This is a genomic window from Microbulbifer harenosus, assembly GCF_005771435.1.
GTDB lineage: Bacteria > Pseudomonadota > Gammaproteobacteria > Pseudomonadales > Cellvibrionaceae > Microbulbifer > Microbulbifer harenosus.
Map to the genome: position 1 here is coordinate 209,005 of NZ_VANI01000001.1, position 12,474 is coordinate 221,478.

General features: G+C 61.0%; 16 protein-coding genes. 11 read left to right on the forward strand and 5 right to left on the reverse strand.

All coding sequences use genetic code 11. From position 1 onward, the window contains the following. The first annotated feature begins 1 nt into the window (after position 1). Positions 2-703: an RNA polymerase sigma factor FliA gene (locus FDY93_RS00835; RefSeq protein ID WP_138233839.1), complete on the forward strand. Its 702-nt coding sequence runs from the start codon at positions 2-4 to the stop codon at positions 701-703. Positions 704-757: 54 nt separating this feature from the next. On the opposite strand, the gene FDY93_RS00840 is transcribed toward FDY93_RS00835, so the two are convergent. The 5 genes from FDY93_RS00840 to flgA form a co-directional block, all read right to left on the reverse strand. Beyond that, positions 758-1,144, reverse strand: coding sequence for an energy transducer TonB (locus tag FDY93_RS00840; protein WP_138233840.1), 387 nt, complete (start codon positions 1,142-1,144; stop codon positions 758-760). A 155-nt stretch (positions 1,145-1,299) separates the two neighbouring features. Continuing rightward, on the reverse strand, positions 1,300-2,544 hold the full coding sequence (locus FDY93_RS00845) for an EAL and HDOD domain-containing protein (RefSeq protein WP_166217326.1): 1,245 nt from the start codon (positions 2,542-2,544) through the stop codon (positions 1,300-1,302). A gap of 56 nt (positions 2,545-2,600) precedes the next feature. Continuing rightward, a complete protein-coding gene (locus FDY93_RS00850) occupies positions 2,601-3,050 on the reverse strand; it encodes a flagella synthesis protein FlgN (protein WP_138233842.1) in 450 nt (149 codons plus the stop codon). After that, positions 3,047-3,331 carry a flagellar biosynthesis anti-sigma factor FlgM gene (flgM, locus tag FDY93_RS00855; RefSeq protein WP_138233843.1) on the reverse strand — a complete coding sequence of 95 codons (285 nt, stop codon included), beginning with the start codon at positions 3,329-3,331 and terminating at the stop codon, positions 3,047-3,049. The genes FDY93_RS00850 and flgM overlap by 4 nt, the downstream gene beginning before the upstream one ends. Positions 3,332-3,432: 101 nt before the next feature. Then, positions 3,433-4,119 (reverse strand): flagellar basal body P-ring formation chaperone FlgA, encoded by a 687-nt coding sequence (gene flgA, locus FDY93_RS00860; protein WP_220446068.1) that lies wholly within the window; start codon positions 4,117-4,119, stop codon positions 3,433-3,435. Positions 4,120-4,286: 167 nt separating this feature from the next. Between flgA and flgB the strand changes: the two genes are divergently transcribed. The 10 genes from flgB to flgK all read left to right on the forward strand — a co-directional run bounded on the left by flgB (position 4,287) and on the right by flgK (position 12,441). Next, positions 4,287-4,697 (forward strand): flagellar basal body rod protein FlgB, encoded by a 411-nt coding sequence (flgB, locus tag FDY93_RS00865; protein WP_138233845.1) that lies wholly within the window; start codon positions 4,287-4,289, stop codon positions 4,695-4,697. Positions 4,698-4,733: 36 nt separating this feature from the next. Further along, complete coding sequence (flgC, locus tag FDY93_RS00870; protein WP_138233846.1) at positions 4,734-5,135, forward strand: flagellar basal body rod protein FlgC; 402 nt, start codon at positions 4,734-4,736, stop codon at positions 5,133-5,135. Continuing rightward, positions 5,135-5,809, forward strand: coding sequence for a flagellar hook assembly protein FlgD (flgD, locus tag FDY93_RS00875; RefSeq protein ID WP_138233847.1), 675 nt, complete (start codon positions 5,135-5,137; stop codon positions 5,807-5,809). Before flgC ends, flgD begins: the two co-directional genes overlap by 1 nt. Positions 5,810-5,831: 22 nt before the next feature. Then, on the forward strand, positions 5,832-7,022 hold the full coding sequence (gene flgE / locus FDY93_RS00880) for a flagellar hook protein FlgE (protein WP_138233848.1): 1,191 nt from the start codon (positions 5,832-5,834) through the stop codon (positions 7,020-7,022). A 28-nt stretch (positions 7,023-7,050) separates the two neighbouring features. Then, positions 7,051-7,803, forward strand: coding sequence for a flagellar basal body rod protein FlgF (locus FDY93_RS00885; protein WP_138233849.1), 753 nt, complete (start codon positions 7,051-7,053; stop codon positions 7,801-7,803). 26 nt (positions 7,804-7,829) lie between these two features. After that, on the forward strand, positions 7,830-8,612 hold the full coding sequence (gene flgG / locus FDY93_RS00890) for a flagellar basal-body rod protein FlgG (RefSeq protein WP_138233850.1): 783 nt from the start codon (positions 7,830-7,832) through the stop codon (positions 8,610-8,612). 8 nt (positions 8,613-8,620) lie between these two features. After that, entirely contained in the window at positions 8,621-9,286 is a 666-nt protein-coding gene (locus tag FDY93_RS00895; RefSeq protein WP_138233920.1) for a flagellar basal body L-ring protein FlgH, read from the forward strand. Between the two features lie 35 nt (positions 9,287-9,321). After that, the gene (locus FDY93_RS00900; RefSeq protein WP_138233851.1) at positions 9,322-10,422 is read left to right on the forward strand and encodes a flagellar basal body P-ring protein FlgI; all 1,101 of its coding nucleotides are present in this window, start codon (positions 9,322-9,324) and stop codon (positions 10,420-10,422) included. Continuing rightward, complete coding sequence (locus FDY93_RS00905) at positions 10,422-10,748, forward strand: rod-binding protein (RefSeq protein ID WP_138233852.1); 327 nt, start codon at positions 10,422-10,424, stop codon at positions 10,746-10,748. Before FDY93_RS00900 ends, FDY93_RS00905 begins: the two co-directional genes overlap by 1 nt. A 73-nt stretch (positions 10,749-10,821) precedes the next feature. Then, a complete protein-coding gene (gene flgK, locus FDY93_RS00910) occupies positions 10,822-12,441 on the forward strand; it encodes a flagellar hook-associated protein FlgK (RefSeq protein ID WP_138233853.1) in 1,620 nt (539 codons plus the stop codon). Positions 12,442-12,474: the final 33 nt, after the last annotated feature.

A 12,474-nucleotide genomic window follows, 5' to 3' on the forward strand; every position in this document is an offset into this window, starting at 1 on the left:
AATGTATACAGCTCAGGGCACCATCAATCGCGATGTTCTTCTGGAGGAACATCTTCCGGCGGTGCGACGCCAGGCGTTGTCACTGCAGGTCCGGCTGCCTTCCGGTGTCGATCTCGATGATCTCATCCAGGCCGGCACCCTGGGATTGCTGGACGCGCTGCGGCGATTCGATCCCAACGCCGGTGCAACCTTTTCTACGTTCGCCAATCAGCGCATTCGCGGAGCGATGATCGACGAGTTGCGAACCCGCGACTGGGTGCCGCGCAGCGTGCGCCGCAGTGCCCGCTTGTTGGAGGAAACCCTGCGGCGGCTCGAGCAGCAGCTTGGGCGCCCGGCGGAGGAGCGGGAAATTGCTGTGCAGATGGGGATCTCCCTCGCTGAGTATCACCAGCTTCTGCACGACACCAACAACGGCAATTTACTGCCGTTTGAGGAAATCGTCGCCGAAACCGGTGAACCGGAGGCTGGCGCAAATGCACCGCCTTCTCCATTTGCCGCCCTGCTCGATCAGGAGCAGCGCGCGAATCTGGTAGAGGCCATTGAAATGCTGCCAGAGCGGGAAAAGCTGGTGATGGCACTCTACTACCAGGAAGAATTGAATCTGAAGGAGATCGGGGCGGTATTGGGCGTTACCGAATCCCGCGTAAGCCAGCTGCACAGCCAGGCGGTCAAGCGACTGCGCGCCCGGCTGCTCGACAGGTAAACGCACGCACAGCTTTCCGGAAAAGCGGCGGTACCGAGTTACCGCCGCTTTTTGTCAGCCGGACATTTTGAAATTGATGGGGACGGTGAAAAAGTAAGTGTCTGTTCCGAGTTCGTCGGGGATGCCCGGGTAAGGGTTGGCCCGCTCCACACTGCGCAGGGCTTCGCGGTTAAGGCTGGAGTAGTTGGATTCTTTGACCACCTGGATCTCCTGAACCTCACCTTTTTTGTTGATGCTGATTTTCAGCAACACTTCACCTTCCCAGCCCTTTTCCTGGGCCCGTCTCGGGTAGCTGATATTTTTCAGGGTGTGGCGAGTGAGGTCTGTTTCATACTTCTGCGATACATTCTGCTGTTTCACGCCGTTCAGGCGCGGCATCGCGTCCACGGAAATGGCGGCCGCCAATAGCGGCAGCGCCAGCGCGAAGTGTTTGATTTTCATGGTCGATTCCCGGTTAGTTGAATTCCAGTTCTGCCTTTGGGGTTGGCCAGCGGGGATTGTTCACCCGCTACAGGAATTATCGGCAGCACACCGGGGGGCTTTAACAGGCTGTTGAAAAACAGCCTGTTAAAGCGGCGCCAAAGATGGCGCGGTCGTTATTCTTCGCCGGAAATAACCTGCATAGCCTGGCGTGCCCAGGCCACACTGTGGCGGTACGCGGTTTCGTAGACCGGCTGGCTGCCGATCAGCTTCAGTTCGGAGAAGCGGCCCGATTCATACAGTTCCACTTCCGCCAGTATTGCGCCGAGATTGCCATCGCGGTGCAGCAGGGCATTTTTGACCTGCTGGTTGAGCGGTACCTGCTGCATCAGCTCGGGCATGGAAATATCCATCATGGCGTCCAGCAGTGAGAGCAGGCCAACAATAAAGTTGTCGCTGGCGCTGCCATTGCCACTGACCTCTGCCAGAACTTCGCACATGCGCCCGCGCACCAGCATCTTCCGCGTCAGCTCCTGCGGCTTTCCGCGCTCGCCCTCAATAAGAAACAGGCTGGCCCAGCGCTGGATTTCCTTCATGCCCAAGAGGCCGATGGCATGGGAGATGGAATTTACTTCACGGTGCAGGCTTACTGCGGCGGAGTTCACCAGTTTGAGAATACGGTAAGTGAGGCGCGCGTCGCGCAAGGCAATTTCTTCCAGCCTCAGCGGGGACGCGGCGGGATTTTGCAGTTCGCTCAGAAGCTCCAGCAACAGTACCTTATTGCCGCTGATTTTCTTACCCTTGATGGGTTCGGGCGTGCTGAGAAAATCACCCTGGTAATAGGTGAACCCCATATCCATGCAGGCGGCAAAGCGCTCTTTGTTTTCGAGGTTGTCGGCCAGTGTTTCCACTCCGTGCGCGCGCAACCTGGCTACGGCTTTCTGCAGCTGCTCCTGGCTCATGGTGCTGGTATCGAGCTTGACGATATGCACCACATCCAGCATGGCATCGAGTTCGCTGTCATCGGGATCGTAGCTGGAAAGCGCAATCCGGTAGCCGCGCTTCGCCATGTCGCGCAGCCGTTCCACCCGCTCGGATGTCAGCAGCACATCCTCGCCGACTTCCAGAATATAGTGTTGCTGCGGCAGGTCTGGCAGCACCGGGGCGAAAATGACATCGTCGGTAATTTTCAGAAAACCAGGCACGCTTCTGGTTTGGCCGCGCTGGTACACCTGGTTGTAATTGCCGAGGATGATCGGGCTGCTGGCCTCAATCTGCTTCAGGGTTGCGCCCTTGTTGGCGCTTTCACCCTGTAGCAGGAGCTCAAAGGCTGCCACGTCCTGGCTGCGGGTGTAGACCGGCCGGCAGGCCAGCAATACGTCCAGGGGGTCGTCGTTGAGGAATTGGGCAAGTGGTGTCACGGGGACTCCTTGATGACATGGGAAACGGCGGCGGGCCATGCACACGCTGCCAGAATTCAGGCGCGGGAGCTGACCTTGCCTGTGCGATTGCGGGCGCGGCCGTCGGGGCCGTAGAGCGCCTTGCCGGCGGCCTCCTGCAGCGTGTTCAACAGCCGCTGGTTGCTCTCGCTGCGGATGCCGATCATGACGCCATTGGTGCGATTCAGCTCCGCGGCCTCGCGAGCGAGCGCGGTCAGCTGCTGCCATTGGTCGAGACAGGCTGCATCCCGCGCGGCCTGCTCGTCGCCATCGCGGTCATCGCGGTAGCCGAGACGCTGCAGGGTTTGTCGCCGCTGCTGTTCAAAGAAATTGATTTCTTCCAGGCTGCGCTGCTTGGTGTGTGCGATGTCGGTGAGGCGGGCACCGTTAATCTCGCCCTCGCCGAGCAGCTGCCGCTCCTGCCGGAGAAGCTCCGTCAGGCTCGCGATCCGGCGCTGGTGATGCTGGAGAAATTGCGCGAGGCTCATGGCGTATCCGCAGGTATCTGCTCCTGCAGGCTGGCGATCAAGGCGTCGGCAATACGCTCGGCGCGAATTTCAAACTTGCCGGAAGAAATGGCCTGGCGCAGTTCTTCCACCCGTGCCATATCGATATCCTGACGGTTGTCCTGGCCCTGCTGAGGCAGCGCACTGACATTCGCTGTGGCGTCTGCGGTACCTGCAGGTTTTGCGGATTCCGCCTGTCCACTGGGCTGCTTCTCGCGCAGTGTGCCCGCCGGCGTAAACTGGGTGATATTGTGGATTTTCAAGCAGCGGTCTCCGTTGTTCTTCCTTCGGGATATCGGCGGTTTGTTGTGGTGCTTGAGGGGTTTTTGTGTGCGCTGGTTCTCATTTTTGACTGACGGCGCCGTCAGCGCCCGCTGCCGCGGACGCTCACTTCACCGGGGCCGGTCACCTCCCCGGAAATAACCTGTCTGTCCTCTAGCTTTACCCGTACCAGATCGCCCATGGCGCCTTCATCCATGGCCAGACCTTCGCGCGCAATGCGGAATCCCTCCCCTGATGCCACCAGGGTAACGCTCTGCCGGCGCGCCACCAGTGGCCGTTTGCTCAGCTGATGTTGCAGCAGCGGGCTGCCTTTGCGCAGCGGGCGGCTCGCTACCAGGCCGACAATATCTTGTAGCTGTCGCAGCACGCCTCTCGGCAGTGCGCTGATGTCACCCTGCCGCTTTTGTAGCAACGCTGGGGTGATTTCCGTTCCCGCCGGAACACTCTCCCGCACAACCCAGTAGTGATCGAACACTCGCACTAGTGCCTGCAGGTAGCGCGCGCGGCGGTCGGCATCGCAGCGCACGCCGACGGTCACCCGCCCCCAGCCGGATTGACCGTTGGCGGGCAGGAACGGCGCGGGGTTGTGGCAGTCCGGCCAGTGGGTGCCGCTGCGGATAACCTCGACTTCCACACGTTGGCCCAGGTGGCGGTTGTGCTGTTCGAGAAAGTGCCGTGCGGCATCCGCGGCACTGGCAGCCGCACGGGCGTTTTGGCCGCCGGTAACGAGTGCGAGCAGCAGGGCGATTTTCAAAGAGGGGCGGCGCATATTCATGGCGAGACGACAGAAGGCTGCGGGGTTGCGGAAGCATTCTAGGTGGGTGCACCGGCGGTGAAGGCAGGAATTGGCACTAAAACAGGTCCCTTTTTTTTCCTTTGTGATCTGGTCGGTATCGGTAGTCTGCAAGCTGCAAAAATAACGTGGGAAGAATCGCCATGATTGATCGACTCTCCGCCGCCCTGAATTTTGATCGGGAAGCGCTCGGCCTGCGCAATCAGCGACAACAGGTGTTGGCCAACAATATCGCCAACGCGGACACACCCAACTACAAGGCGCGGGATTTCGATTTTTCCCGGGCCCTGGCGCAAGCGACGGCGCGCACCGCGGCGCAAAGTTCCATTGCCCTTGCGACCACCTCATCCCGGCATCTCAGTGCGAAAAGCGGTATCACGTCCGGGGCGGATCTGCTGTACCGGATGCCGGATCAGCCAAGTCTCGATGGCAACACCGTCAGCATGGACCAGGAGCGCACACGCTTTACCGATAACGCCGTGCGTTACCAGGCGGCGCTAACGCTGCTGAACAGTCGCATTCGCGGCCTCAAATCCGCCATGCAGCCGGAATAATCCTGATAGCCCACAACGCAGAAGAGCAGCAGATCCATGTTTTCCATTTTTGATATTTCCGGTTCGGCGATGGCGGCACAGGGCCAGCGCATGAACGTAACCGCGAGCAACCTCGCCAATGCCGACAGTGTGGCGGGGCCTGATGGCGAAGCCTACCGGGCCAAGCACCTGATCTTTGAAGCGCGCCAGCAGCCCGGCAGCGAAATTGGCGGTGTGCGGGTACGCGGCCTGGTGGAAGACAGCGCGCCGCTGCGCCAGGAGTACCGCCCGGAACATCCGCTAGCGGATGAGGCGGGTTACGTGAGCCTGCCGAATGTGGAACCGGTGAATGAAATGGTGGACATGATCGCGGCCTCGCGCTCTTACCAGGCGAATGTGGAAGTGCTCAATACCAGCAAGCAGCTGATGCTGAAAACCCTCACCCTGGGAGAAAACTGATGGCGGTATCCGGTGTTATCGACAGCAGCGTGCGCTCCGCGCTGAACGCCACGGCAACCACATCGGGCAATGCCGCCAGCATGCAGGACAGTTTTATGACCCTGCTTGTGGCGCAGCTGCAAAACCAGGATCCAATGAATCCGATGGAAAACGCGGAGATGACTTCGCAACTGGCACAGATCAATACCGTCAGCGGTATTGAGTCCCTCAACGCGACCCTCGCCGGCATCAACGGCCAGCTGGATACCAGCCAGGTATTGCAGGCCGCCGACATGATCGGCAAGGGCGTGCTGGTAGAGGGCGACCGTGTGCTGGTGGGCGAAGAGGGGGCGACGACGCCATTCGGTATTGAACTGCCGCAGGCAGCGGACGAAGTGCGGATCACCATCCGCAACGCCAGCGGCGAAGTGGTGCGCAGTTTCGAGCCATTTTCCATGGATGCCGGTGTCGAGTCCTTCACCTGGGACGGCACCATGAATGACGGCACCCAGGTGCCAGAAGGCTCGTACTCCGTATCGGTAACGGCGAGCGCGGGTGGCGAGAGTATTGTGGCGAACGCGCTCAACTATGCGCTGGTCAGCGGCGTGAGCCTCAATGCACAGGGCGCGCCCATGCTGGATCTCGGTGGTATTGCAGAACCAGTGGGGCTCAGCGATATCCGACAAATTCTTTAATCGAACCCGCAGGAAAAACAGTATGGGCTTTTCACAGGCACTCAGTGGACTCAACGCCGCCGCAATCAATCTCGATGTGGTGGGCAACAACATCGCCAACTCGCAGACGGTGGGTTACAAAGGTTCCAGCGTCCAGTTCGCCGACGTCTACACGGGCGCGCTCGCGGGGCAGGGCACCCGCGTGGCCGCGGTGTTGCAGGATTTTTCTAACGGCACTCTGGAAGCCACCGGGCGCAGCCTCGATCTCGGGATCAATGGCAATGGATTTTTCCGCTTCACCCAGGCCGGCGAAGTGGTGTACTCGCGCAACGGCCAGCTGACGCTGACGGCGGATGGCTATTTACAGAATTCCCAGGGCGCGCGCCTGACCGGCTTCCCCGCCGGTGTCGGTACCGGCGGCCAGCCGGTGGAGTTACGGGTGCCGGCCGGTGCCATGAACGCGGTGGCCACCAGCGGTGTGGAAATGTCCCTGAACCTGGATGCCACGGTGGATAGCGTCGATCGCGCTGTGATTCCGTTCGACGCGACCGACAGCGACAGCTACTCCTATGCCAACACCGGCACCGTGTACGATTCCCTCGGCGTTCAGCACACCATGACCACCTACTTCACCAAGACCGCGGACAACGTGTGGGAAGTGCGCGTTGCGGTAGACGGCAATGCGGATGCGGCGAATGTCGGAGAACTGGTGTTCAACAATAACGGCAGCCTGAACGAGCCTGCGAGTACATTTCCGGTCTACGGTTTTACTCCCGGTGGCGGTGCGGATGCACTGAGTTTCGATTTCAGTTTTGACGGCTCCACCCAGTTCGGCAATGACTTCAGCCTTGATTCGCTCACGCAGAATGGCTACGCCGCCGGTGCGCTGGTGGGCATCACCTTTGACGAAGACGGCACCCTGATCGGCAATTACGCCAACGAAAAAAGTCAGGTGCTGGGCGTTATTTCACTGGCGAATTTCCGCAACCCCGAGGGGCTGACGGCCGCCGGTGACAATGTGTGGACCGAGACCGGCGCCTCCGGCCAGCCGCTGCTGGGGCTCGCCGGCATCGGCCAGTTCGGGACACTGGAATCCGGCACGGTGGAAACCTCCAACGTCGATCTCACCCGCGAGCTGGTGGATCTGATCGTGGCGCAGCGCAACTACCAGGCCAACGCGCAGACCATCAAGGTGCAGGACGAAGTGCTGCAGAGCGCGGTGAATCTGCGCTGATCACTGATAACGATCCGGGAACAACGCTATGGACCGCATTCTCTACACCGCCATGAGTGGCGCGCGCCAGAGTATGGAGCAGCAGTCGGTGGTGAGCCACAACCTCGCCAACGCCACCACGTCGGGATTCCGCGCGCAGCTGTATGCGCTGCGCGCGGTGCCGGTACAGGGCGATGGCGCGCTTGCCACCCGCACCTCGGTGGTGGCGTCTACGCCCGGTGCGGACTTCACTGCAGGCCCGGTCAATGCGACCGGACGCGAGCTGGATATTGCCTTGCAGGACGACGCCTGGCTTGCGGTGCAGGCCGGCGATGGCAGTGAAGCCTACACCCGCCGCGGTGATCTGCAACTGGATGCCACCGGCATGCTCACCAGCGGTGGTCACCCGGTGCTTGGGGAAAATGGTCCGGTAGTGGTTCCGCTGGGTTCCGCGCTGTCCATGGGGGCCGATGGCACCATCAGCGCCATTGGCGCGGGTGAAGATCCGGAGTCGCTGGTACAGGTTGCGCGCCTGAAACTGGTGACGCCGGGCGAGGCCGGATTGCAGCGCGGTACCGACGGTCTGTTTCGCAATAGCGACGCCGCCGGTAATAGTAGCCCCCTGCCGCAGGACGAACAGGCGCGATTGATCTCCGGCTCGCTTGAGGGCAGTAACGTCAACCCGGTGGAATCCATGGTGGCGATGATCGACAACGCCCGTCGCTATGACATGCAGCTCAAGATGATCGAAAGCATCGATGAAAACGGCCGCCAGGCAGACAGCCTGCTGTCGCTGGATTAAGGCTGGAACAAAAACAAGGTAACGCAATGATCAAATCCCTCTGGACCGCAAAAACCGGCCTCGAATCCCAGCAGGTGAAAATGGACGTGATCGCCAACAATCTGGCGAACGTCAGCACCAATGGCTTCAAAAAATCCCGTGCGGTGTTTGAAGACCTGCTGTACCAGAACCTGCGCCAGCCCGGCGCCAGCAACGATATCCAGAACACGCTGCCGTCTGGCATGCAGGTGGGCAGCGGCGTCCGCCCGGTGGCCACCGAGCGTCTGCACACTCAGGGCGGCCTGGAAAATACCGGCAATTCCCGCGATCTCGCGATCAATGGCAGCGGCTTTTTTCAGGTGCGTATGCCCGACGGCAGCACCGCTTTCACCCGCGACGGCAGCTTCCAGCTGGACCAGAACGGGCAGATGGTGACGGCCAGCGGTTATCCGCTGGAACCCGCGGTGCTGATCCCGGACAACGCGCTCTCGGTCACTGTGGGCCGCGATGGGCTGGTGTCCATCACCGAGCCGGGATCGTCGCAGAGTGTGGAGGTGGGGCAGCTCACCCTGTCCACGTTCGTCAATCCCGCCGGTTTGCAGAGTGTGGGTGAAAACCTGTATCTGGAAACCACCGCGTCTGGCATGCGCAGTGAGAGCATTCCCGGCATGAACGGCGCCGGTACCCTGTATCAGTCCTATGTGGAAACCTCCAACGTCAATGTGGTGGAGGAAATGGTGAGCATGATTCAGACCCAGCGCGCGTACGAAATCAACAGCAAGGCGGTGCAGACATCCGACGAAATGCTGTCGCGCCTTGCGCAGTTGTGACGCCCCTGATGCGCGCGCCCATTGTCGCCATCCTCGCGGTTGTTCTGTTCGCCGGCGGCTGCGCGCAGCTGCCGCAGCCATCGCTCGCGGGCGAACCCGAGTGGGTGGAAATTCCGCAGCCGCCGGCGCCCCGCGCCAACGGTGCCATCTTCCAGCCGGACGTGGGTTACCGGCCATTGTTTGAGGACTATCGCCCGCGCATGAGCGGTGATTTGCTGACGGTGGTGTTCAATGAACAGGTCAGTGCGTCCAAGAGTTCGCAGGCAAATGCCGACCGCGAGGGCAGCACCGCATTCGTGGCGGACACGGTGCCGATTGGCCTGGAAAAACTGGCGGATTACGGTATCGAGGTTTCCGGCAGCAACAGTTTTGAAGGCAGTGGCGGCGCCCAGGCGCGCAATACCTTCACCGGCACTCTGACGGTGACCGTGCTTGAAGTACTGCCGAACCGCAATCTGCGGGTGCGCGGCGAAAAACAGATCCGCATCAACCAGGGCACGGAGTTCATTCGCTTTTCCGGCATCGTCGATCCGCGAGAAATCGCCGGCGACAACTCGGTGTTGTCCACCCAGGTGGCGGACGCGCGCATCGAATATGTGGGCGACGGTTATATCAACGAAGCTCAGACCATGGGCTGGCTGCAGCGCCTGCTGCTGAACCTGTCGCCGTACTGATGTTCTCCTCAACCACTTCGGACGGCGAAACACCCATGGGCAAGTTATATCCGGTTCTGATTTCACTGCTGTTGTTGTCGCTGTGCGCCGCGGCCAACGCCGCGCCGATTCGGGAGCTGGCGGACTTCGCCGGTGTGCGCGACAACCAGCTGGTGGGTTATGGCCTTGTGGTCGGGTTGGATGGCAGCGGTGATCAGACCATGCAGACCCCCTTTACCACCCAGAGCCTGACCAACATGTTTTCCCAGCTCGGCATCACGATTCCCGCCGGTACCAACATGCAACTGCGCAATGTGGCGGGCGTGATGGTGACGGCGCAAATGCCGGCATTCGCGCGTCCCGGGCAGCAGCTCGACGTGGTGGTGTCTTCCATCGGCAACGCCCGCAGCCTGCGCGGTGGCACGCTGTTGATGACGCCGTTGAAAGGCCTGGATGGCTTCACCTACGCGGTGGCCCAGGGCAACCTGCTGGTAGGGGGTGCCGGCGGCGAAGCCGGTGGCTCCAGTGTGCAGATCAATCAGCAGGCGGGCGGGCGTATCGCCGGCGGTGCACTGGTCGAGCGCGCAGTGCCGGTGGCCCTGGGGGCGGGCGGATATCTGGACCTGCAATTGCGGGAAGCGGATTTCGGCACCGCCGAACGCGTGGTGCGGGCGATTAACCAGACGTTCGGCCGCGCCGTGGCCGGTGCGGTGGACGCCGGCATGATCCACCTGCAGAGTCCCGCGGACGACAACGCGCGGGTCGGCTTTATCGCCCGGGTGCAGAACATTGAGGTCACTCCGCAGGCACCGCCGGCGCGGGTGATACTCAACGCCCGCAGCGGTGCCGTGGTATTGAACGGCCGCGTTACCCTTGGCGCCGCCGCGGTCGCGCACGGCAGCCTGTCGGTGGTGATCGGCACCAGCTTTGGCGTCAGTCAGCCGAACGCCTTCGGCGAAGGCGACACTGTGGTGGTGCCACACAGCGAAATCAGCGTGCGTCAGCCTGTGGGAACGCTGCGCTATGTCGAGGGCGCCAACCTGATGGAGGTGGTCGATGCACTCAACGCACTCGGTGCCACACCGCAGGATCTGATGACGATTCTCGAAGCCTTGAAGGCGTCCGGTGCACTACATGCGGAACTGGAGATCATCTGATGCGCCCAATCGACACTTCTGCCACTTTCGCCCTTGATCTGCAGGGCATGAACCGCGTGCACAACAGTGGCGACAGCAAACAGCAGCTGCAAAGTGCCGCGGAACAGTTTGAAGCGCTGCTGCTGCACCAGCTGGTAAAAAGCATGCGCGATGCGGTGCCTCAGTCCGATCTGATGAACAGCAGCGCCACGCGTTTTTACGAATCGCTGTTTGACCAGCAGCTCTCGACCCACCTCACAGGCCGCGGACTGGGGTTGGCGCAACAACTGGTGGACCAGCTGTCAGCGGAGCTGCCGCGCGCCCACACCGAAAACCGATCTGAATAAAATTTTGTACCGCTATCAAGATTCGGTGGAGTACCGCCGATAACCGGAATAACGGTGACACGGAATCACGACGATGAGCATTTTCTCCATAGGCCTCAGCGGCCTGAGCGCCGCCCAGAACGCCCTCAATACCACCAGCAACAACATCAGCAATGTGTATACACCCGGTTACAACCGGGAGCTGACGCTGTTGAGCGAACGCAATGGCTTGGGCGGCGTTACGGTTGATGACATCCAGCGCCAGTTCGACAGCTTTGTCGCAGGCCAGCTCAACCGCGCCAACAGCCAGACCAGTGCGTTGGGCAGCTACGTCACACAGATTTCCCAGATCGACAATCTGCTGGCGGATCAGGACGCAGGGCTGGCGCCGCTGATGCAGAATTTTTTCAGCGCGTTTGAGGATCTGGTGAGTGCGCCGTCCGATCCCGCCGCGCGCCAGGGCGTGATCGGCGCTGCGGATACCCTGAGTGCGCAGTTCCGCTCCTTCGATGAATTCCTCAACGACATGCAGGATGGCATCAACAGCCAGATCCGCGATGAGATCACCCAGGTCAATAACACTGCGGCGCAGATCGCCAATCTCAATCGGGAAATTGCCCTCGCCAAGGCCAAGCACGGCGAGGCACCCAACAGCCTGCTTAACCAGCGCGACCAGCTGGTGGCGGACCTGAGCACGCGCATCGACGTAGAACTGTCGGTGCAGGAGAGCGGTACCTACAATCTTTCCATCGGCAATGGCCAGCCCATCGTTGCCGGCAGCCGCAGTTTTGAACTGGAAGCGGTGGCCAGTGCCAGTGATCCGGCGCGCTCGGTGGTGGGGTATCACGATGCCGCCGGCAATCTTGTTGAACTGAAACAGGACAGCATCAGCGGCGGCAGCCTGGGCGGTCTGCTCAGCTTCCGCACCGAAGCACTGGATAAAACCCAGAATCAGCTTGGGCAGTTGGCGGTGACACTGGCAAGCGCCATCAACGAGCAGCACCGCGCCGGTTTTGACCTGAATGGCGATGCCGGCGGCGATATGTTCAGTGTGGGCGAGCCTAGGGCCCTGCGCAATGCCAACAACACTGGCAGCGCGGAATTCAGTGCTGCCTTTAGCGACCTAGGCCAGCTGGCGGCAACGGACTACGAATTGAAAGTCACCGATGCCGCCAGTGGCGAATTTCAGGTGACCCGTGTCGACAATGGCGAGCGCGTTACCGCCACGCTGGATGCGAATGGTCAGCTGAATTTTGGCGGCGTGGTACTCACCATTGACGACGCCGCCGCGCTGGCCGACGGCGACCGCTTCTCCCTGCAACCGGTGCGCGGTACCGCGAGCGCGATGGAAAATCTGATTGCGGATACCAGTGCTATTGCTGCCGGTGCGGGCGGTGGCAGCGGCGACAATGAAAATGCGCTGGCACTGCAGGCATTGCAGCAGAAATCCCTGGTCGGCGGCAGCGCCACCTTCAACGGCGCTTACGCCATTATGGTCAGTGATGCAGGCAACCTGACGAACATCGCCCAGGTGAACCTCGACGCGCGCCAGGGCCTGAGCGAACAGCTGGCGGCACTGCAGCAGTCCGAGTCCGGCGTGAATCTGGATGAGGAGGCCGCGAATCTTATTCGCTATCAGCAGTTTTACCAGGCCAACGCCAGAGTGATCCAGACCGCATCCACGGTGCTGGATGAAATTCTCGGACTGCGCTGATCCGGGTATCCGAATTCACTATTGACCTTTTGA